At 33.9% G+C, this 20,566-nt stretch carries 19 protein-coding genes; 12 read left to right on the top strand and 7 right to left on the bottom strand.

Annotation, left to right across the window (positions count from 1 at the left end):
* The first annotated feature begins 71 nt into the window (after positions 1 to 71).
* From allD to ACM591_RS00210, 6 genes are all read left to right on the top strand, one after another.
* Positions 72 to 1,121, top strand: coding sequence for an ureidoglycolate dehydrogenase (gene allD / locus ACM591_RS00235; RefSeq protein ID WP_418354396.1), 1,050 nt, complete (start codon positions 72 to 74; stop codon positions 1,119 to 1,121).
* Positions 1,122 to 1,136: 15 nt separating this feature from the next.
* On the top strand, positions 1,137 to 2,897 hold the full coding sequence (locus tag ACM591_RS00230) for an acyl-CoA synthetase FdrA (protein ID WP_326026254.1): 1,761 nt from the start codon (positions 1,137 to 1,139) through the stop codon (positions 2,895 to 2,897).
* Between the two features lies 1 nt (position 2,898).
* Entirely contained in the window at positions 2,899 to 4,164 is a 1,266-nt protein-coding gene (locus ACM591_RS00225) for a DUF1116 domain-containing protein (protein WP_029376862.1), read from the top strand.
* Positions 4,161 to 4,961, top strand: a complete 801-nt coding sequence (locus tag ACM591_RS00220; RefSeq protein ID WP_135059338.1) for a DUF2877 domain-containing protein — start codon at positions 4,161 to 4,163, stop codon at positions 4,959 to 4,961. Before ACM591_RS00225 ends, ACM591_RS00220 begins: the two co-directional genes overlap by 4 nt.
* Positions 4,954 to 5,913: a carbamate kinase gene (gene arcC, locus ACM591_RS00215; protein WP_029376860.1), complete on the top strand. Its 960-nt coding sequence runs from the start codon at positions 4,954 to 4,956 to the stop codon at positions 5,911 to 5,913. The genes ACM591_RS00220 and arcC overlap by 8 nt, the downstream gene beginning before the upstream one ends.
* 217 nt (positions 5,914 to 6,130) lie before the next feature.
* Positions 6,131 to 7,342: a CynX/NimT family MFS transporter gene (locus tag ACM591_RS00210; RefSeq protein WP_135059337.1), complete on the top strand. Its 1,212-nt coding sequence runs from the start codon at positions 6,131 to 6,133 to the stop codon at positions 7,340 to 7,342.
* A gap of 136 nt (positions 7,343 to 7,478) precedes the next feature.
* On the opposite strand, the gene ACM591_RS00205 is transcribed toward ACM591_RS00210, so the two are convergent.
* Entirely contained in the window at positions 7,479 to 8,690 is a 1,212-nt protein-coding gene (locus ACM591_RS00205; RefSeq protein ID WP_029376858.1) for a pyridoxal-phosphate-dependent aminotransferase family protein, read from the bottom strand.
* Between the two features lie 165 nt (positions 8,691 to 8,855).
* Complete coding sequence (locus ACM591_RS00200; protein WP_029376857.1) at positions 8,856 to 9,593, bottom strand: poly-gamma-glutamate hydrolase family protein; 738 nt, start codon at positions 9,591 to 9,593, stop codon at positions 8,856 to 8,858.
* A 304-nt stretch (positions 9,594 to 9,897) separates the two neighbouring features.
* Here ACM591_RS00200 and ACM591_RS00195 point away from each other — a divergent pair, with 304 nt between their 5' ends.
* Together ACM591_RS00195 and ACM591_RS00190 are read left to right on the top strand one after the other, a co-directional pair.
* Positions 9,898 to 10,431 (top strand): hypothetical protein, encoded by a 534-nt coding sequence (locus tag ACM591_RS00195; protein ID WP_029376856.1) that lies wholly within the window; start codon positions 9,898 to 9,900, stop codon positions 10,429 to 10,431.
* Between the two features lie 188 nt (positions 10,432 to 10,619).
* Positions 10,620 to 11,357, top strand: coding sequence for an alpha/beta hydrolase (locus tag ACM591_RS00190; RefSeq protein ID WP_029376855.1), 738 nt, complete (start codon positions 10,620 to 10,622; stop codon positions 11,355 to 11,357).
* 100 nt (positions 11,358 to 11,457) lie between these two features.
* On the opposite strand, the gene ACM591_RS00185 is transcribed toward ACM591_RS00190, so the two are convergent.
* From ACM591_RS00185 to ACM591_RS00175, 3 genes are all read right to left on the bottom strand, one after another.
* Positions 11,458 to 11,805: a MerR family transcriptional regulator gene (locus ACM591_RS00185; RefSeq protein WP_029376854.1), complete on the bottom strand. Its 348-nt coding sequence runs from the start codon at positions 11,803 to 11,805 to the stop codon at positions 11,458 to 11,460.
* Positions 11,806 to 11,993: 188 nt separating this feature from the next.
* On the bottom strand, positions 11,994 to 12,314 hold the full coding sequence (locus ACM591_RS00180; protein WP_029376853.1) for a hypothetical protein: 321 nt from the start codon (positions 12,312 to 12,314) through the stop codon (positions 11,994 to 11,996).
* A gap of 32 nt (positions 12,315 to 12,346) precedes the next feature.
* Positions 12,347 to 13,105 carry an SDR family oxidoreductase gene (locus ACM591_RS00175; protein WP_326026251.1) on the bottom strand — a complete coding sequence of 253 codons (759 nt, stop codon included), beginning with the start codon at positions 13,103 to 13,105 and terminating at the stop codon, positions 12,347 to 12,349.
* A 198-nt stretch (positions 13,106 to 13,303) separates the two neighbouring features.
* Here ACM591_RS00175 and ACM591_RS00170 point away from each other — a divergent pair, with 198 nt between their 5' ends.
* The 3 genes from ACM591_RS00170 to ACM591_RS00160 all read left to right on the top strand — a co-directional run bounded on the left by ACM591_RS00170 (position 13,304) and on the right by ACM591_RS00160 (position 16,753).
* Positions 13,304 to 14,284, top strand: a complete 981-nt coding sequence (locus ACM591_RS00170) for a ketoacyl-ACP synthase III (protein WP_232164433.1) — start codon at positions 13,304 to 13,306, stop codon at positions 14,282 to 14,284.
* Between the two features lie 42 nt (positions 14,285 to 14,326).
* Entirely contained in the window at positions 14,327 to 15,028 is a 702-nt protein-coding gene (locus ACM591_RS00165) for an SAM-dependent methyltransferase (protein WP_038679634.1), read from the top strand.
* A gap of 186 nt (positions 15,029 to 15,214) precedes the next feature.
* Positions 15,215 to 16,753: a flotillin family protein gene (locus tag ACM591_RS00160; protein ID WP_326026952.1), complete on the top strand. Its 1,539-nt coding sequence runs from the start codon at positions 15,215 to 15,217 to the stop codon at positions 16,751 to 16,753.
* 100 nt (positions 16,754 to 16,853) lie between these two features.
* On the opposite strand, the gene ACM591_RS00155 is transcribed toward ACM591_RS00160, so the two are convergent.
* The gene (locus ACM591_RS00155; RefSeq protein ID WP_029376848.1) at positions 16,854 to 17,225 is read right to left on the bottom strand and encodes an iron chaperone; all 372 of its coding nucleotides are present in this window, start codon (positions 17,223 to 17,225) and stop codon (positions 16,854 to 16,856) included.
* 267 nt (positions 17,226 to 17,492) lie between these two features.
* The gene (brnQ, locus tag ACM591_RS00150) at positions 17,493 to 18,794 is read right to left on the bottom strand and encodes a branched-chain amino acid transport system II carrier protein (RefSeq protein WP_029376847.1); all 1,302 of its coding nucleotides are present in this window, start codon (positions 18,792 to 18,794) and stop codon (positions 17,493 to 17,495) included.
* Positions 18,795 to 19,090: 296 nt separating this feature from the next.
* On the opposite strand from brnQ, the gene ACM591_RS00145 reads away from it, so the two are divergent.
* On the top strand, positions 19,091 to 20,422 hold the full coding sequence (locus ACM591_RS00145; protein WP_172606480.1) for a sodium-dependent transporter: 1,332 nt from the start codon (positions 19,091 to 19,093) through the stop codon (positions 20,420 to 20,422).
* Positions 20,423 to 20,566: the final 144 nt, after the last annotated feature.

Raw genomic sequence — 20,566 nt, 5'->3', positions numbered from 1 at the left:
TTTAATGCAATAAATAGACTAAACGTAGATAAAAATTAGTGGAATTGACTATAAAGCGAGGAGGTTTTCGTATGCGTGTATCTAAAGAACAATTACTTGAACTCATGAAAAATAAATTGGTGAAAGCTGGATTAAACGAAAGTGCGGCACAAGATGTTGCCGATGTATTGACGTTTGCAGATCACAGAGGTATCCATTCACATGGTGCTGTCAGAGTTGAGTATTATGCAGAACGTATTGCCAAAGGTGGCATAACAGCTAATCCAAACTATCAATTTGAACAAACAGGACCTTCAGCTGCAGTCTTTGAAGGAGACAATGGCCCTGGTCACCAAGCTGCGAAACAAGCAATGGAAAAAGCTATTGCAATGGCGAAAGAGAGTGGCGTTGCTGTTGTTGGTATGAAGCACATTTCTCATAGTGGGGCACTTGGTTATTTTGTCGAAATGGCTGCAAAAGAGAATATGGTTGGTATTAGTATGTGTCAATCAGATCCAATGGTAGTGCCGTTTGGTGGTACGGAACCTTATTTTGGAACTAACCCAATTGCATTTAGTGCGCCATCGAATGACGACCGTATTATTACATTTGATATGGCAACAACAGTGCAAGCGTGGGGGAAAGTGCTCGATGCGAGAGCGAAACATTTATCTATTCCAGATACATGGGCAGTCGACGCACAAGGTGAGCCTACAACTGATGCTAGAGATGTACATGCACTTGTTCCAGTAGCTGGCCCTAAAGGTTATGGCTTAATGATGATGGTCGATATCTTATCCGGTAGTTTATTAGGTGTGCCTCATGGTGTACACGTATCATCAATGTATAAAGATTTAACTAAAGGACGAGATTTAGGGCAATTGCATATTGTAATAAATCCGGAATTTTTCACTGATTTAGAACTGTTTAAGACACGTATTTCAACTATGTTAGATGAGCTTAAAGCACAGCCTGCTGCAGAAGGATATGGTGAAATTTTCTATCCTGGTGAACGTGGCCGTATGCGCAGTGAGAAATATGATGAAAATGGTATAGAAATTGTTGATGACATCTATGAATATTTAGTATCGGATGATGTACATTATAATCGCTACCACGGAAAAAATAGATTCGCAGAATAATAATGGAGGCATAAGATGTTATACACAATAATTAAAGAAAATACGTATCAAGACTCAATTGTATTAATGCTACTATCAAATAAATTATCTGCTATTGAAGGTGTTAATAAAGTATCTATTATGATGGGAACACCTGCTAATAAAGATATATTTAAATCATCTGGCTTAGGTACACCTGAGTTAGAAGAAGCAAAACCAAACGATATAGTCATCGTTGTGGATACTGATGATAAATATAAGGTTGAAGAAGTTGATCAAGAAGTAGAAGCAGAATTAAAAGGTAAAAATGAAAGTGACGATAAATCACAAAAACAAGATGAAGCTTCAAACTGGAAGCGCGCTTTAGAATTAGCTAATAATCCTAATCTTGCGTTAATCTCTATTCCTGGACAATATGCAGCTATGGAAGCAGAAAATGCTTTGAGCCACAATTTAAATGTCTTTATGTTCAGTGACAACGTTGCTAAAGAAGATGAAGTACGTCTGAAAAAACTTGCCCATGATAAAGGATTACTAGTTATGGGTCCAGACTGTGGTACGGGGATTATTCATGGTTTACCACTCGCGTTTACTAATACAGTTAACCAAGGTGATATTGGCGTCGTAGGTGCATCAGGTACAGGTATTCAAGAAGTTACAACGATTATCGATAGAGAAGGTAAAGGAGTAACGAATGCATTAGGTACAGGTGGACGTGATTTATCAACTGAAGTTGGCGCAATTACAATGCTAGATAGTATAAAAGCTTTAAATTCAGATCCAAAAGTTAAAGTGATTACTGTTATTTCTAAGCCGCCAGCTAAAGAAGTAGAAGAAAAAGTGTTGAATCTATTACGTAACATTGATAAACCAGTCGTTACTTTATTCTTAGGTTCAAAACCTACGTATACTGAAGAAAATATTTATCACGCATATACATTAGAAGAGGCTGCTCGTATTTCTGTTCAACTTTCAAATAATGAAACGCCACAATTTAAACCACATGTGAAAGAGAATATTTCGGTGGCTTTAAATGCACAACAAAACGGTATCAAGGGTTATTACTCTGGAGGTACTTTAGCATCCGAAGCAGCAATGTTAGTTAAAGATACATTAGGTGATGATTCAACAGATGCAACGCCAGAAGGTTACTCATACAAAGGCGGAAATCATGAAATTATTGATCTAGGTGATGATATCTATACTCAAGGTAGACCACACCCAATGATTGATCCATCAAAACGTATTGAAATGTTAGAAACATCATCAGCTGATCCATCAACTGCAGTCATTATGTTAGATAATGTCATTGGTTATGGTAGTCATGATGATATGGCAAATGAATTAGCACCAACAATTAAGAACATTCTTCAAAAAGTAAAAGAAGAGGGACGCTCATTAGCAGTATTAGCAACTGTAGTTGGAACAGAGCATGATCATCAAGATTATCATGCACAAATCAACACTTTAGAAGCAGCTGGCGCTGTAGTATGTGAAACAAATGACCAAATGGTACGTACAGCGTTAAACATTATTGGTAGCAATGTGAAGCAACCAAATCGTGAAATAAAATCTTTTGAAGTAAAGCAAGTAGATTTAACTGTCGATGAGAAAGTGATGAATTTAATAAATATGACACCAAGCGTAATCAATATTGGACTACAAAGTTTCACATCAGCTATTCAAGATGGTGGCGCAGAAGTTGTACAGTTTAACTGGCGTCCAATTGCTGGCGGAGACGAAAAGCTAATGAAAGTACTCCAATATTTAAATAATTTCGAAGGAGAGACGGTATAACATGGGTTACAAAACAATAGATGAAGCAAACCAAGCAGTTATAGATAAAATGATTGCTGCAGCACCGTTTTTAGTAGATGTAGTGCCAGCGAAATCAAAAATTCCTGAATTAACAGACCATGTCCTATTACATGCAGGACCACCGATTAAATATGAAAATATGACAGATCCAATGCAAGGGTCATGTGTAGGCGCTATCTTGTTTGAAGGATGGGCTAACAACGAAGAAGATGCACGTGCATTACTAGAAAACGAAAAAATCACATTTATTCCATGTCATCATGTTAAAGCTGTTGGACCAATGGGTGGTATTACCTCAGCAAATATGCCGGTCTTAGTTGTAGAAAATAGAGAAACTGGTAATGAAGCGTATTGCCAAATGAATGAAGGTATCGGAGCAGTCTTACGTTTTGGTGCATATAATGAAACAGTAGTGAATCGTTTGCACTGGATGAAAGATGTCTTAGGTCCTGTACTTAGTAAAGCTTTAAAACAAATGAAAGATGGCTTAAACGTCAATGTGTTAATTGCGAAAGCCATTGCGATGGGTGATGAATTCCACCAACGTAATATAGCTGCATCATTAGCATTTCTAAAAGAGGTAACGCCAATTATCGCTGCATTAGATGATGTAGAACAAGAAAAACGTACAGAAGTGCTTCAATTTTTAGCTGATACCGATCAGTTCTTCTTAAATATAGCGATGGCAACAGGTAAAGCAATGATGGATGCTGCACGTACAATAGAACACGGTACGGTTGTGACTGCATTATGTCGTAATGGTGAAAACTTTGGTGTGCGCATCGCTGGTATGGGCGACGAATGGTTTACTGCACCGGTAAATACGCCTCAAGGTTTATATTTTACAGGTTACTCTGCAGACGATGCTAATACGGATATTGGTGATTCTGCTATTACTGAAACTATTGGTGTTGGTGGTATGGCAATGATCGCTGCACCTGCAGTAACAAGATTCGTAGGTACAGGTGGATTTGATGATGCTTTAGAAATCAGCAACGAAATGACTGAAATTTGTATCGGTGAAAATCCTAACTTTGCAATCCCTACATGGAACTTTAGAGGTGCATGTTTAGGTATAGATGCGCGTAAAGTAGTAGAAACAGGAATCACTCCTGTAATTAATACAGGTATTGCACATAAAATTGCGGGTTATGGACAAATTGGTGCTGGAACAGTACATCCACCAATTGAATGTTTTGAAAAAGCAATTACGGCATACGCAGAAAAATTAGGCTTTAAAGGGTGATTTTTCATGTACGTTCAATAGGGCCAATTGCCCAGGAAATAATTGAACAACAACAAGGTTTTTATGTGCATAGTATTTTTGAAAAAGGCTTCAACATCGTCAATGATGATCAAAAACTTATTTTTATAGGTAGTGACGAAAATGGTACGTTTCCATTTGGCGTTACTGTAGACCATCAAACTAAAAAACAACTGTTAGAAAACATCACTGTGAAGCAACCTATAAAAGTAACTGCAAATGCAATGTTTATTAATGATAATTGTCAATTGGTTTGGCGTAATCAAGCGGTACATGCGATTGACGTTGAGTTGAATTCAAATTCATTATTATGGTCAAAGTTGCATGAAAATATCACAACATATGACTTTTCAGAGTATAACAATGGAGATTTTTCTTATTTGAAAATGCAGTCCATCATGGAGACATTGAAACAAGCAGATGACAAGTCAGTTGAATCTTCATTACGTTATTTGATAGGAAGAGGACAAGGTTTGACCCCTTCAGGTGACGATATTTTAACAGGTATGCTATTTGTGCATTTCATGAAGCCTTATATATTTGATGGGAATTTAAAGATTATACAGGAGCTTATTCAAGAACAGTTAACAACAATAGTTGCTACAGCCTTTTTGGATAGTGCGTTAAAGAAATTATTTAGTTCGAAAATATTAGTGTTGCAACAACAACCAACGGTGTACCATATGAACCAACTGTTAGAAGTGGGATCATCATCTGGAAAAGATACATTGTATGGGATATTTATAGCAACAACTTTAAGGAGTGGAGCGTATGAGTAAGCGTGTAGTATTAGCTTTAGGCGGGAATGCAATTCTTCAACCTAAGCAAGAAGCGTCATACGAAAATCAATATAATAATGTGTATTCAGCTACACGAAAAATGGCTGAATTAAAAGCGCAAGGACACAATATTGTAGTTACGCATGGTAATGGTCCTCAAGTAGGGAATATTATTGCACAAAATGAAGCGGCTAAAGACATTGTCGAGCCTTTACCAATTAATGCTTGTAATGCGGAATCACAAGGCTTTATAGGATATATGATGGAAGAATCATTAAAAAATCATTTGAAATCTTTAAATATCGACAGTAATGTAGTAACGTTATTGACAATGGTAGAAGTAGATAAAGATGACCCTGCATTTAATAATCCAACTAAACCTATTGGTGTATTCTTTGATGAAATAGAAGCACAACGTTTAGAAGAAACGCACGGTTTTGTAATGGTAGAAGACGCAGGTAGAGGATACCGCCGCGTCGTTCCTTCACCGGAACCATTAGTTATTCATGGTGTGGATCAAATCAAGTCACTTATTGACCAAGCAGTCGTTATTTCTTCAGGTGGCGGCGGTATTCCGGTCTATAAAGATGACAATGGTAATATTCAAGGCGTAGAAGCAGTAATTGATAAAGACCGTTCAGGTTTAAAACTAGCAGAACAAGTTGATGCAGATGCATTTGTGATGTTAACTGACGTTTCAAACGTATGTGTTAACTTTGGAAAACCAAACGAAGAAAAACTAAAAACGATTTCTGTTGAACAAGCGAAGCAATATGTTGCTGAAGGACAATTCCCAGCAGGTAGTATGTTACCTAAGATAGAAGCAGCAATTCAGTTTGCTGAAATGGGTAAAGAGGCTATTATTTGTTCATTAGATGATGCGATAGACGCTTTAGCAGGTAAAGCTGGCACTCGTATTTTACTTGAACCATCAACAGAAGCGGTAAATTAATCGTAAAAAGTAATATGAACAAAGGGATACTGCTTTGATTGAAGTGCATAATAAACATTACAAAACACTGATTGTTCATTGTATTTTGATTATAATTTTTTAATCAGCAAGTTGTTTTGTGGGGCGGGAAGGGTAATCTAAATTGAAATGTTAGATTACTGTCCCGCTTCATCATTATATAATTATAAAAAAAGAGATTTAAGAAAGGTGGTATAAGATGACTGACCCATATCGCATCAATAAAGTTAATAATAATTGGGGCGTAATACTTGCGATTGTTTTTATTGCTTCTACATTACGTGCGCCATTAACGTCGGTCGGTCCTGTAGTTGATGAAATTAAACAAGTTATGGAAATTAATAACAGTGTTGCAGGCATCTTGACTACGATACCGCTGATTATTTTTGCAATTGTTTCGCCATTCGTTTCAAAAGTAACAGCTCGATTAACGATGTCTCGTACAATATTGTATTCTACGATGCTACTCATTGTTGCACTATATTTACGTATTGCAGGAGATTTCACGTTGTTCTTAATTGGCACGGTCATTCTTGGAATTGCTATTGCATTCGGCAACGTGGTGTTACCAAGTTATGTGAAATGGTATTTCCCGATGCAAATTGGTCTAGCTACTGGTATTTATAGTGGAACAATGAATTTTACGGCTGGCTTAGGCGGTGGTTTAAGCTTTCCACTGTCAGAAATAACACCATTAGGTTTTAGATTGTCATTATCATTTTGGATTCTTTTTGCGATTATTGCAATCATATTGTGGATACCTAAAGCACGAAAAGGTGTGCAATTAGAGAAGGCAACGGCGATAGCGGATCGACAAGATAGACCTAAAAAGGTCACTATCACGAAATCTAAACTGGCGTGGATGGTTGCCTTGACGATGGGTTTTCAATCGATGGTATTTTATACCGTAGTGGCTTGGGTGCCATCAATTCTTGTAGATAGAGGATTGGATCCTTCTACGGCAGGATATTTGTTAATGCTCAATCAATTTTCACAAGTGCCAATGACCTTTACATTCCCAATCATCGCATCTAAATTGAAAGACCAACGCATATTAGTCGTGATTATTACGGTGTTGTTCTTAGTAGGATTTAGCCTATTCTTTACGCAATCATTAGTGCTACTGATTATTGGTATTATCATCGCCGGATTAGCGATGGGTGCTTGTTTCAGTTTATGTATGACTTTCTTCTCAATTCGAGCGCGTACAAGTGATGGTAGTATTTCATTATCTGGTTTTGGTCAATCCGTTGGCTATTTAATTGCTGCTGTTGGACCATTCTTGATTGGTTATCTTCATGATGTTACGGAAAGTTGGGATTCAGGTATTATTGCTTTGATTGTGATGTCAGTATTATTCTTTATTTTTGGTTATCCAGCTGCTAAAAATAAAGTTGTAGAAGATCACTAATAAGTATTATTGATGTGATATTTATATAATACTATTTTCTGCTGTCATCTTGATTCATTTAAGTAGTTAATGACTGCATAATAAAAGGAGAGACCTAGCCATTGATCAATGGCTAAGTTTCTCTTTTTGGTTTTCTTTATGCGTAATAAGCTAATAGTGTATCGATAGCTTTTTCTGGATTTAAATTTTGTACGCCTTGATGTGCTAGGTAAAGTGAAAATATAGATAAGAACGTTAAGATATTTTGTTTTTCAATAGCATAACCCATGATACCTATTCTCCAAATTTTACCTTGTAATTCACCGAAGGATCCTGCAATTTCAATGCCATAATTTTTTAGTAAGCCTTCTCTAAATTTACTATCATCCGCACCATCGGGAATGTTAACACAGATGACCATTTTCATTTCATTTGTCTCATCACCAAATATTTCTAAACCTAAAGCTTTTAATGCTTGTTTTAAGCCTTCTTGGTGATATGCATGACGTTCAGCACGGGCTTCAATGCCTTCAGTCAATGCTATTTTCAGACCAGTATATAGCGCGTAAATTGACGTTGTTGATTCTGTGTGATGGTTTAATCGCTTAGGACTCCAATAATCTTGTAATTGTGTTAAATCGAGATAATTACTGCGTATAAAATAATCTTGTTCTGTACTTTCATTTGAACGAATACCAAGTTCTACGCGTTTACGTTTATTGATTTCTTCACTAAATCTGTCGTTAAATGTGATAGGTGTAATGCCTGAAGGTATAGATAAACATTTTTGTGCACCACCGATGACGGCATCTAGTTCCCACTCATCTACCGGAATGACCATACCTTGATATGTAGCTACTGCATCAACTACTGAATAAATACCACGTTCTTTACAAGCACGACCTATTTGATCAATCGGTTGTAAGCGACCAGTTGAAGTTTCACCATGTACAATAGCGAGTACTTTTGGTTTTACAGTATCTAAAGCTTCAATGATTTCTGCTTGTTCAAAAACTTCACCCATTGGTTTTTGGATATTATGTACGACACCGCCTGCACGTTTTACTAATTCAGTAAACAAGTAACCGAATCTACCAATGATTGGGACAAGTACGGTATCACCAGGTTTGACGATACTAGCGATAACGGCTTCTAAACCTGCACGGCTTGTTCCATCGATAGGAAATGACCATTGATTGTCTGTTAAAAAGGATTTTCTAATGAGTTCCATCGTTTTATTCATTATGTCTACAAATTCATAATCAAATTGACCTAAAATTGAATTAGACATTGCTTGAGAGACACGAGGATCTACACTTACGGGGCCAGGGGTCATAATTAATCTTTTGTTTATTTTCAAATCATCCATATTATTAACCTCATTTTCTATAAATTATGTCAGTATATACTATACTCTAATAAATAACATAGTTAATCGTCAAAAATGATGAAAAATCATTCGTTATTTGTGAGAATATTACAAAAATTGAGTGTTTATGAATGATTTTAAAATGAAAATCCATACTTGATAAGGTTAATCATTTTCTTCAATTGCTTGATGAATGGCTTCGGCAAATGCATACATATTAATACTCCAATTGGCTTCATTAGAGCGAGAATTCATGGATAAATTTTGATTATTAAAGAAGGACTGTCTTAGCGCATAAGTTAATTCTAATTGAACACCTGCACCTTTAGCATTTTTATTGGCTATATTTTGATTAGATGCGCCTTCTAAGTGGGAAGGTGATTCTAAAACATTGAAGCCTTTTGTTTGTAATGCATTTTCTATAGACGCTTTAAGACGCTCATCTTTACCGCCAATATAAACGGCTGCTTCGCTACCACTTGCGCCATGTATCATTACAGAATTTGAAACAGCTTGTTGCATGTTTTCTACAATAGGTTCATCAAAGTTTGTTGATGTGACATGTAATTCAGCATTGTTTAATGTGCGAATACCTTGAAATGTATAATAATTATAATTACCTAGAGCAGCAGTTAATGAGGATAATTCTGTCGTACCTGCTTCAATGTTGCCGCCATGTATAGCGGCAATTAATGTGTTACTTTGATTATTATGATATGATAGTTGCCAATCTACACCATATTCAGTATCATCCATAAGTTCTGACATAGAGCCATATAAATCGGCTGCATAAACGTTAGAAGAAGGTGAAATAGTGATAAAAGTGATGGTTACAAACAAGCATAGTGCTATCGCTCGAATGCATTTGAAATAGGATGTGACAGTTGCTTTTAAAAAGTACATAATAAACTCCTATACGTATTAAAAATATTTTATAAATATAATATTATCATACAATTCGTTAAGTTATAAAAAATTATATGATTTTATTTAAAGGTTATATTGCAAGGGGATTGAAAGCATTGTACAATGAATTTTCATGCCTTAGGGCATGTTAATTAAGAGGCAGGTCTGTAACATGTCCTTTGGCATGTATGCAGACTCCTCTTAGTTGGCGAGCTACTTTTCCAAGTAGCTCGTTTTTTTATGATTGATGTATGTTACAATACTTATCCTGCCTCGAAAAAAACACGGAGGTGTTAAAACAATGATAAACATTATATCGGCTATAGGTTCTTTAGGTACTTTTATCATGGCGCTCTTTTACTTTGTTTCAGTCAGCGTGCAACTTTATCAAATGAAGATCAGTTTTTTACCAGCACTTGGTTTTAATCAAATACTGATTACACGAGACAAAAATGAATTGCAGTTGAAAAATGTAGGTATCGAAAGTCAGTCCGAACAAGATTATTTAAAGTTATATAATCTTGGTGGTGGTGCTGCGAAGAATATAAAAATCGAAATTTATATTGGCGAACAAGAAGTGTTACAAACAAAATATGTAAATATTCTACCTAGTAAAGAAGGATATTTATTGCCAATAAATAAAGATGTATTTTCTGAAATTGAAAGTACCATCCAAAACAATGGCTATGAATCTGATTTAAACGTTAAGTTGTCATATCAACATAACGTTAGTAGAAAAACACAAGAGTTATATTTAAATGGTAAAATAGATAGCTTTAATGCGTATGACGAAAAAGCAATCTATGAATTACAATTTTTTAATATAACGCAGTAACATTAAATTAAGAGAAGTATGTAAATATTTAAATGTAAACTCCCTTTAATACAACGACATGACAATATGTCGTATTAAAGGGAGTTTGTGTTTTAGTGAAAAATATAGGTGCTTAAACGGATTACTTTGAGAGATGAGTAAATTTCAATTACAATACAGTAGGAAACTAAAACTTGGAGTGACAATAGATGATAAACATAAAGGCACCAAATCCAATATTTTTGGAACAGCATAAAGCAGAAAAAGCTATATTATTACTACATTCATTTACAGGAACGGTTCGAGATGTAAAGTTATTAGCCACAAAATTAAACAAAGCTGGTTTTACATGTTATGTGCCACCATATAAAGGTCATGGTCTGATGTTAGACACATTGATGGATTATGATGTAGATGACTGGTTGAATGATGCGATTGAGGGTTATCAATTTTTACAAGATAAAGGTTATTCAAAAATAAATGTCTGTGGGGTATCATTAGGTGGTATATTATCATTGAAATTGGCAGAGCAGCATGACATTAATGCTATAGCTGTCATGTCAACACCATACAGAAAGAGTGATGCTGGACTAGGAGGAAGGCTTGAAGATTATGGTCAACGTATAGGGCACTTGCTAGGTCTAGATCAAGTAGAAATTGATACTCAGTTAAAACAAATTCATAACTATGGCCCAGAACTCCAAAAATTTCAATTATTAGTTGAAAATGTTATGTCAAATTTAGACCGTATCACGGCTCCGATTGCTATTAAGTATGGTGAACGGGATGATGTGTCATATAAAACGAGCGCCGACTATATCTATAATCAAATTCAACATGAACATAAAGAAGTTCGAGGGTATAAGATGTCTAAGCATTTGATGACACATGGTGAAGGTCATATTGAAGTTGAACAAGATATTATTGCATTTTTTGAAGACTATTAATAATATAATCCAACATTAACTAACGTAAGAAGATAGTTGCAATTCAATAATTTTTGTTAAAACATAGCACTATAATATATAGCTCCTTCTATGCTTGAGTTTATTCACTTTCTAATATTTTGAACTTCTCTGCCAATGTTTGCAGGCCTTCATCAATAATTCTTTTTTGTTCTATTAAATTTTGTTGATGATCTAAAAATATTTGCTTGCGCTTTTGTTTTGTAGCGCTTCCTTGATGATACAATTCAGCAATTTCCTTTAACTTTGAGACAGGCATATGTGTCTGTCTCATACATTTTATAAATTCAATCCAATATAAATCTTCTTCTGAAAAATCTCTATAACCGTTTTGATTTCTTGAAACAAATGGGAACAGTCCTGCCTTATCATAATAGCGAAGCGTGTGTTCACTCATGTCTAATTGTTCAGCTGCTTTTTTAACTTGCATATATTTTCCTCCTAAAATAGAAAGGCAGGTAGGTAGTACAACTCAAGCATTAAGTACATATTCCTGCCTTTTTAAAAGATATAACTGAGGAACATAAAGCATGCGAATTTAGATATACTAAAGTGCTTGTGAATGTCCCGTTTTGTAGTTATTTTATAGAACGTTTCATTTGAAGTTAAATCTTTGTACTATTTAATAAGTTTTGCTAATAGATGTTCATAGTTATTGTCGATTATAGCTTCAAAACCAAATGTGGATGCTAAATCTTTTTGTAATGCTTCTGTCGTGTCATATCCGACTACTTTATATTCATTGGTACATAAACCGATGCGTTTAATATCGTTATGATACAACTGGTTTTGATGAGATAATTCTATGATTTCTTCTGCCAAAGCATTCACGTAATTTTCGTTAGGAATTGTAACGCGCTTGTCGTCTATAATGCTTTCTTCTGAAATGATTTGTATTTCTGTTTCATTATCTTTCAATATAGCTACAAAGTAATACATAATTCAATAACCTCCTAAATTTTTTATTTACATTAACGTGTAGTGTATCCGCCATTTGCGAATAATGTTTGTCCATTAATCCACCAACCATCAGTAGTTAAGAAAGTAATAATGGGTGCAATGTCTTCAATATTTGTCAATTGGTTGTGAAGCGCTTGTGATTTGTGAAAAGCAACCGCTTCTTCACTTTCTTGTGGATAGAAGAAAGGTGTATCCATTGGCCCAGGAGCAACAGCATTAACAGAAATACCTCTATCCATGTATTCTTTGGAGGCTGCACGTGTATAATGTTCTACGGGTGATTTTCCTCCTGCATACGTAGCGTAAAGACCTGTATAAGCGGCGAGTAAAGCAGTTGTCAGCGTGATGATTTTACCGTTGTCATTCATAGCTTTTTCAGCGTATTTTATAAAGAAATAAGCTGATTTTGCGTTAATATCTGCCATGTTATCAAATTCTTCTTCTGTCGTATCGGCCATAGGCTTTTTCAGCACTTTGCCTACTGTGTTAATGGCAATATCGATTTTTCCAAAAGTATTTTGAGCGTGCTGGAATAAGGATTCAACATTCTTCACTTGGGTTAGATCACCAGAAAATAATGTACCTTGACCACCCAGTGCTTCAACTTTGGCAAGTGTCTCTTGAGCTTCATTCAAAGAATGTTCATCATGATGATGAATTACTAATTTGGCTCCATGTTCAGCATAAGTCTTGCTTAATAATCCACCCAGATTTTTTGCGCCGCCTGCAATTACTACTACTTTGTCATTTAAACTATTAAATTTTCCCATTTTACAAAACCTCCTTTAAATGTAATTCAACAATAAACCTGAGAGTGCAATATCAAGCAAGTTATTTGATGATATTTTTATTTGAATTATTACACATATATTTAAAAATATCATTTAAATCTATTCGTGAAAATAGTAGCATGAATAATATAAAAATCTAAAATTAAATAATTATAATAGTCAAAGGGGAATAATTAGATGAAGTCATTTGCCAAAATTACTGCACAAGGTTCATATGTTCCAGAAAAGATAATGGATAATCATGATTTTGAAAATATAGTAGATACGTCAGATGAATGGATACAACAAAGAACTGGAATTGTAGAGAGAAGAATTTCAAAAGAAGATGAATATACAAGCGATATTAGTTATAAAGCAGTGTTGGATTTACAAGAGAAATATCAAGTCGATTTAAGTGATGTTGATATGATTGTTAATGCAACATTAACAGCTGATTATAAAACGCCAAGTGTCGCATCTTATGTACAAGCTAAATTAGAGTTAGAAAATGCAGGTGCAATAGATATTAATGCGGCTTGTGCTGGTTTTACTTATGGTCTTAATATTGCAAATGGTCTCATAACTTCAGGTCAAAATAAGAAAGTTCTAGTTATAGGAGCAGAAACCTTATCTAAGATTACAGACTACAAAGATCGAGGCACATGCATATTGTTCGGAGATGGGGCAGGTGCATTTTTAGTAGAATACAATGAAGATGAAACGAGTTTTATAGCAAGTGATGCCGGATCAGATGGCAAAAAAGGCCATAATTTATATTGCTCGGAATTATCGGGAACAATGTTTGACGAAGCGTTAGAAAATCCAGGATTTATTGTTCAAAATGGGCGCGGTGTATACAAATGGGCAGTAGGTAATGTACCGAGAATTATTGAGCAGACTTTGAGTAAAGCCAATTATACGAAAGCAGATTTAGATTGGTTTGTACCACATAGTGCGAACGCTAGAATGATTGAATCTATATGTGATAGATCTGGTATAGAAAGGGACAAAGCATTAAAAAGCCTTCAATACTATGGTAATACGTCCTCTGCCACAATTCCATTGGCCATCGATCTAGCGGTCAAAGAGCAAAAACTTAAAAAAGGTGATTTAGTATTACTAGTTGGATTTGGAGGTGGTTTAGCTTATGCATCTACCTTAATTAAATGGACGTTATAGATGATGAAATTTTATGTATAACAGTTGCAAGGGGGAATATAAATGAATGAAGAACTAAAAAGTGCTGAACTAGAAATTGAGCGAGTTATTTTTATTGGTCGAACATTTGAAGAGTATTTGCGTATGTTTGATTTAAACTTGGCAGATTTAGAAGGTAGAAAAATATTAGATTGCCCTGCTGGTGCATGTTCATTTACAGCAATAGGAAGAAAAAAAGGTTTGAATATAGAGTCTTGTGATATTGCATATGCTTTTAGTGTTGCAGAATTATACAATAAGGGGAAAGATGATTTAAAGCACGCAATTGAGAAGATGCAATTATCAAAATCAAATTATCGTTGGAGTTATTTTGAAAATATAAACCACTTGGAGAGGTATAGAATGCAAGCATTAACAGATTGTATTTATGATATGAAATATTATCCTGAATCATACAAAGTAGCCTCATTACCCAAAATACCATACAAAAATAATGAATTTGATGTTTTATTATCTGCGCATTTTTTATTTATGTATGCTGATCACTTTGATTATCATTTTCATAAACAAACTATAAATGAAATGTTAAGAGTAACTAAAAAAGAAATACGTGTTTTTCCAATTGTTAATTTGAAAGGCGAACGTTATGAGAAGCTAGACGATATAATAAAGTATTTGTCTGAGTTAGGTTATAAAATAGAAGAAGTAAAAGTTGATTATGAATTCCAAACGAATGCGAATACTATGTTGAAGATTAAAATGTGAAATATCTCAAACTCATTTTTATTGTTTTGATATTAATATGTAATTAAATAAAAATCAGATAATTTTTGAATAGATTTAAAGATTATTTATTATAAATATATACTTATACTTATATTTATAATAAAGTAATATATGGAGTTCTTACATAGAATTTATCGAAATATAAAAAATTAGGAGACGAGTAACATGAATCTATTAGTATTAATCGGTATTGCTACTATCATAGGTCTGATACTATTTGGTAGTTTAGTTTGGTATCTTTATATGAAAGCAAGATTTAAAACGGTACCATCCAACGAGGCTTTAATTATTACTGGACCAAACATTGGTAATCCAAGAACTGAATCTAATGTTTATCAAGATGATGAAGGACGTCATATGAGAGTGGTGCGTGGTGGCGGTTATAGAATGAAAATGTTCCAATCATCAACACGTATATCATTGAAATCTTTTCAACTAGAAATTAAAACACCTGTTGTTTGGACTAAAGCTGGTGTTGGCATAGAAGCTGAAGCAGTTGCTACAGTTAAAGTTGCGGATCAATTACAAGGTATTGTTAAATATGCTGAACAATTCTTAGGTAAATCGAAAGATGAAGTATCTGAAGAAATATCACAAGTGTTAAACACCAACTTACGAGCGATATTATCTAAAATGACAGTAGAGGAAATCAATTCAGACAGAGAAGCGTTTAATAATAAAGTAACTGAAGTTGCTCAAGAACAACTCAACAATATGGGTTTTACTATTACGTCATTAGGGTTATCGGATATTAGTGATAACGAAGGCTACCTAGAAAATTTAGGTAAACCTGAAATTGCTAAAATTAAGAAAAAGGCTGACATTGCGGAAAGTGATGCCTCTCGCGAAACTGAAATGAAGATTGCTGAGAATACTGAATTAACTGAGAAAGAAAAAATATCTCGTCAAATGAATGTTGCAGATTCACGTAGAGAAAAAGATTTAAAAGAACAAGCCATTTTAAGTGAAACAAATAAAGCACAAGCTCAAGCAGAAGCTTCAGGGCAGTTAGAAAAAGAATCTAGAGCTTTAGAAATCAAAGAAAAACAATTAAACGTTCAACGTAGCGAAAAAGAAAATGAGTTACATTTGATACAGATGGAACGTGAGAATGATGTACATATTCAACGTCAAAAAGATGACGTGCGTCGTCAACAATCAGAAACAGATGCAGCAATTAAGATTAAGCAAGCTGAAGCCGCTTATGAAGCGCGACTCAAAGAAGGTAAAGCAGAAGCGGAAGTTATTAGAGAACAAGAGAAAGCTAAAGCTGACGGTTTAAGAGAAAGAGCGAATGCACTTGCTGAGAATAAAGATGTTATGTTGGCTGAATTGATGATTAAAACAATGCCTGAATTTGCTAGAGCATTGGCTGAACCATTATCAAATGTTGAAAATATTCGTATTTTAGATGGTGGAAATGGTGAAGGTATCAATTCAATATCAAATAGTATTATTGCCCAAATGGCCAATGCCGAAGAAGGTTTAAACCAAATGACTGGGTTTAATTTAACTAAGATGCTTGAAAATGTTTCAAATCAAAAGAAAACATATGCCTTTGAGCAAAACGAAAAAACAAATGAAGATACGTCTTTAGAACAAAGCGAAATGATGAACGACGGAGTAGCTATTGAAGATGATCCAAATCAAATCAAAGATAAGCGTAATGACGACAATAGTCAAACACCAGAAAATAAAAAATAGCCTCAGTAAGCAAGAGGTATAAAACTTTTGTACTAAAGTAAAAAGAGAGCCCATTTCATGAAGTCAGGGGCGCTCTTTTTTTATGCCAAAAATATTTGGGTTACGTTCGCCAAAATGTTGCGCAATCAGCCTTATCATCGATGTTGTATTGGATAATTTCTTTTAATAACACGTAGTCGATATCTTGGTCCCATTTTATGCGAAATAAATTAGTTGTCTGTGAGTAACCAGCGTCTTTTACTTTTTGAGTGAATTCAGCTAATGCCTTTGGTTCAGGTGCTACTGAGAAATGTGCTTTTGATTTACTAAACGCAATGATAAAAGTACCGTGATCTGTGTACATTGGTTGATTCCATTTTACTGTAGTTTCAAGGTTTGGAAATGTTTCTGAAATCCACATGAAAAGGGCTTCCATTTTCTCTTTGTGAGATGCATTATCAATAGACTCTAAAAAATCGTTAAATTCATTCATATTAAAACTCCATTCTTTTTATTTATATGGAATATTGCTTTAATTGCTTACTAACTATCGTAACAAATTCAATAGATATTATCCTCAAATAACATATAAAAATAGTGAGCGAAGATATGAATTCAATAACATGATTTCATATCTTCGCTCACTTTAATTTTTCAGTTATAACACAAGTATTAAAAAAGTCTAAATACTGTTACTCATGTTATACAATTCCTCGTTTACTTAACATCTGGTATTTTTAACGGTTAAAAGCTTTCAAAATTATGATGGCTTTTCAGTATTTCTTTTTAAAAGATCAATAATTAAACCAACAACAAGTAAAATTATAAATGGAAGTAACCAACTTAATTGAATATCTGCTAATGGTAATTTTTGATATAACGCATTAAGTGATTTAACCAAGTTGAAGTCATTGAGTATTTGTAATACTGAGATAACTAGTGTAACGATAGTCGGTAAGATAAAAGCAAATCTCATTTCAAATGGAATGAAAATGCTAACTAAAGAAATAAGCACTAATACAATTGATGTTGGATAAATAAACGTTAACAATGGAACAGCGATTTTTAAAATAAGCTCTAAACCTAGCGTTGAAACTATAAAACCAAGTAAAGAGAATACCAATACGAATTTTTTATAAGATACTTTTGGTAATTTCTTCATAGCAAATGCGGCACAGGCGTTGACTAACCCAATACATGTAGTTAAACATGCTAAAATCACGATGATACCGAATAATAAATTACCAATAGATCCAAATACACGTAAAGAATTGAACGTTAAAATACCTGTACCATCTTTAAATCCAGAATGACTTGTTGTAGCTCCGACGTAAGCAAGTGCAAAATAAATAACGAGCAGCAAAATCGCTGATATTAAACCTGCTTTAATCACGTGCTTGACGAGTGTCTTTTGATTATCAATACCATTTAATTTAAACATTTGGACGATTACTACCGAAAATGCTAGGGCAGCTACTAAATCCATCGTAAAGTATCCTTGTAGAATACCTGATACTAATGGTGTTTGAGCATATTCACCACTCGCTTGCCCAATAGAACCCTCTGGATTAATAATTACCAATATACATAAAATTGCGATAATAATTATTAAAATTGGTGTTAAGTATTTACCTAAATTATCTATAATACGGCTTGGATATAAAGCAATAATATAAACAATGAAGAAAAATATTAATGAAAATATAATTAAAGTGAAATGGTTATGTACGGGTAATATATGATTTGTTCCAATTTCGTAGGCAACGTTAGCAGCACGAGGAATACCGTATAATGCACCGATTGATAAATAAATACAGATTGCAAAGACCGTACCGAATATCGGATGGACTCTGTTACCGATGCTCTCTACGCCACCGTTCATATAGGCAACTACAATAACTGTTAAGTAAGGTAGTAATATACCGGTAATAGCAAATCCAGTCATTGAAATCCACATATTTTCTTGAGCTGTGTAACCTAACATAGGTGGAAATATTAAATTTCCGGCGCCAAAGAAAAATGAGAATAACATTAGACCAGAAATTAGAATAAGTTTATTCATTTTATATACCTCAATTTCAAGGAGATTATCTTGCACAAAACACATGCTACTTTAACATAAAAAAACGGTATATTCAATGAAATGTCAGATAATTTTTAATATTTAAAGTATTGCATGTAGGAAAAGTCATGAAATATTCGAAAATTTTTAAGTTAATTAATGGTTGTAGTAACAAGTTTTTTGCTTTGATCGCTGAAAATACATATTGAGCCAAAGGCGGAAAAATGGTATAGTAGATGCTATGTCACTCAAACGCTTTAACGCAATAAAGTTTTGTAAAATATAAAGGATGTAGAATTATGAATAAACAATCACAGTGGAAATCCTCAACAGGATTTATTTTAGCAAGTGCTGGTTCCGCAATAGGGTTAGGTGCCATGTGGAAGTTTCCGTATATGGCTGGGATATACGGCGGCGGCGCATTTTTACTAATGTTTTTAGTGTTTACCATATTCGTTGGTTTGCCGTTACTTATGATGGAATTTACAGTCGGAAAAATGGGGAAAACATATACGACTAAAATTTATGAAAAATTAACTAAGAAAAAATGGCTGAATATTATTGGATGGAATGGTAACTTAGCAGTATTTATATTATTTGGTTTTTACAGTGTTATAGGTGGTTGGATTATTATCTATATCTTAAATGTTGCTTTCCAAATAGTAACTTTTAGTGATAGTACATTAGGAAGTATAAAGTTTGAATCAATTATAGGAAACCCATGGTTAACGATAATGGGACAAGGTATTTTTATCTTATTAACTATGGTTATTGTAATGATGGGAGTAGAAAAAGGGTTAGAAAAAGCTTCTAAATTTATGATGCCACTATTATTTGTATTTCTAATTGTCATCGTGGTTAAATCACTTTCTTTAGAAGGCTCATTGGAAGGTTTGAAATATATCTTACAACCTAGGTTAGCAGATATTTCTATGGAAGGTGTGTTATTCGCGCTAGGTCAGTCATTTTTCACCTTATCCCTAGGTACAACTGGAATGATTACTTATGCGAGTTATGCTTCAAAAGAAATGACGATTAAGACATCTGCCGTTTCAATCGTAGGAATGAATATTTTGGTATCTATTTTAGCAGGTTTAGCAATATTTCCTGCTATTGCAGCTTTTGGATATAGTCCAACTGAAGGACCTGGGTTATTATTTAAAGTATTACCACAAGTATTTGATCAAATGGCTTATGGACAAGGTTTTTATTTTATCTTTTTAATTCTATTTTTATTTGCTGCACTGACATCATCGATTTCATTACTTGAGTTAAATGTATCGAACTTCACTAAAAATGATAATTCAAAACGTAAGTCTATAGCAATGTATGCAAGTATTTTAGTATTTATTATTAGTATACCGGCCACTTTATCATTTAGTAGCTTAAGTGGTATTCAATTTGGTGCTGGAACAATATTTGATAATATGGACTTTTTAGTATCAAATATTTTAATGCCATTAGGTGCTTTAGGAACTACGCTTGTAGTTGGTCAATTATTAGATAAAAATGACTTAAAAATACATTTTGGAAAAGATAGATTTAAATTATTTATGCCATGGTACTACTTAATTAAATTTATTTTACCAGTAGTTATCGTGTTGATATTCATAGTGCAACTTATATAGCATTAAAAATTCTCGTTGCTAAACGCTGCGAGAATTTTTTAATTGTGCGTAATTTAGTTGTAATCGGTTATTGACTAGAAGTAGTTTTTTTAGTAGAATCTAATTAAATTATTTATTGAAAGTTTTTAGTTGTTAATTATAGAT

Source organism: Staphylococcus sp. Ze2, from assembly GCF_048568365.1.
In the GTDB taxonomy this organism is placed as follows: Bacteria; Bacillota; Bacilli; order Staphylococcales; family Staphylococcaceae; genus Staphylococcus; species Staphylococcus xylosus.
The sequence above is the reverse complement of the archived record's forward strand: the minus strand, read 5'-3'. Positions and strand labels throughout refer to the sequence as shown.

Bases quoted from the DNA above. Each gene is read 5' to 3' on its own strand.
- ACM591_RS00200 (WP_029376857.1), bottom strand. From the start codon at position 9,593: ATGTACTTTTTAAAAGCAACTGTCACATCCTATTTCAAATGCATTCGA.
- arcC (WP_029376860.1), top strand. From the start codon at position 4,954: ATGAGTAAGCGTGTAGTATTAGCTTTAGGCGGGAATGCAATTCTTCAA.
- ACM591_RS00160 (WP_326026952.1), top strand. From the start codon at position 15,215: ATGAATCTATTAGTATTAATCGGTATTGCTACTATCATAGGTCTGATA.
- ACM591_RS00230 (WP_326026254.1), top strand. From the start codon at position 1,137: ATGTTATACACAATAATTAAAGAAAATACGTATCAAGACTCAATTGTA.
- ACM591_RS00225 (WP_029376862.1), top strand. From the start codon at position 2,899: ATGGGTTACAAAACAATAGATGAAGCAAACCAAGCAGTTATAGATAAA.
- ACM591_RS00155 (WP_029376848.1), bottom strand. From the start codon at position 17,225: ATGAATGAATTTAACGATTTTTTAGAGTCTATTGATAATGCATCTCAC.
- ACM591_RS00210 (WP_135059337.1), top strand. From the start codon at position 6,131: ATGACTGACCCATATCGCATCAATAAAGTTAATAATAATTGGGGCGTA.
- ACM591_RS00165 (WP_038679634.1), top strand. From the start codon at position 14,327: ATGAATGAAGAACTAAAAAGTGCTGAACTAGAAATTGAGCGAGTTATT.
- ACM591_RS00205 (WP_029376858.1), bottom strand. From the start codon at position 8,690: ATGGATGATTTGAAAATAAACAAAAGATTAATTATGACCCCTGGCCCC.
- allD (WP_418354396.1), top strand. From the start codon at position 72: ATGCGTGTATCTAAAGAACAATTACTTGAACTCATGAAAAATAAATTG.
- ACM591_RS00180 (WP_029376853.1), bottom strand. From the start codon at position 12,314: ATGTATTACTTTGTAGCTATATTGAAAGATAATGAAACAGAAATACAA.
- brnQ (WP_029376847.1), bottom strand. From the start codon at position 18,794: ATGAATAAACTTATTCTAATTTCTGGTCTAATGTTATTCTCATTTTTC.
- ACM591_RS00170 (WP_232164433.1), top strand. From the start codon at position 13,304: ATGAAGTCATTTGCCAAAATTACTGCACAAGGTTCATATGTTCCAGAA.
- ACM591_RS00185 (WP_029376854.1), bottom strand. From the start codon at position 11,805: ATGCAAGTTAAAAAAGCAGCTGAACAATTAGACATGAGTGAACACACG.
- ACM591_RS00175 (WP_326026251.1), bottom strand. From the start codon at position 13,105: ATGGGAAAATTTAATAGTTTAAATGACAAAGTAGTAGTAATTGCAGGC.
- ACM591_RS00190 (WP_029376855.1), top strand. From the start codon at position 10,620: ATGATAAACATAAAGGCACCAAATCCAATATTTTTGGAACAGCATAAA.
- ACM591_RS00195 (WP_029376856.1), top strand. From the start codon at position 9,898: ATGATAAACATTATATCGGCTATAGGTTCTTTAGGTACTTTTATCATG.